This window comes from Vibrio sp. 970 (assembly GCF_033339075.1).
This window is the reverse complement of the sequence record NZ_JAWOTW010000417.1, coordinates 1-645: the sequence shown is the minus strand read 5'-3', so window position 1 is coordinate 645 and position 645 is coordinate 1. Positions and strand designations below refer to the sequence as shown.

Annotated in this window: 1 pseudogene; it reads left to right on the top strand. The window is 43.7% G+C overall.

Going from position 1 to position 645, the window contains the following annotated elements:
* Positions 1-76: 76 nt before the first annotated feature.
* Positions 77-645, top strand: a pseudogene (locus tag R7Q11_RS27035) (hybrid sensor histidine kinase/response regulator); the annotation flags it as partial.

Here is a 645-nt window from a genome sequence, read left to right as displayed (position 1 = left end):
CATCAATATCCATTATTAATGTGTGAAACTAGTCTAGTATTAAATCAGTAGGCGTTCGTAACACATGGAAAGATGGATGCTGAGATTATCAATCAAAACACGTTTAGCGTTGTTAGCGTTATTACCCGCAGTGGTGATCGTTGCTTTTGCGATCCACCAGTTTTATGCCAATTCGGTGCGAGTCGATCACCTCAATCAAACCGTAAGCAACATACAGGGATTCCAGCTGATATCTCAGGCTTCGCACTTTATCTACAGCATGGAAAAAGACAGACGCCAATACGGTCAGGAAACGCCTTTAAGCATCGAAGTGGATGTCCAAAATAATGTGGTGCTCTCCATGCATCATAAATTTTCCACTAATCCACACACTTCCGAGTACGCCGATGATTTAAAAGAGGCGATGCTTGGTATGGTGTCTGGGGATCTTACCAACACGGATGAAGTGGGTGATTGGGCGTTTCAGTTGTTGCAAGAAATGTCGCTTTCCTTGCTACAAAACTATCAGCTGTATGGAAATAGCGATGGGCACGCCATGCAGAACTTTATTGCTTACCTTGCTCAATTATCTTATTGGACGCAAAAAGAGGCTTGGCTGACCTACCGTTTAGTGATGGATCCAGATGCGAAGCTGAACCAAAGCGT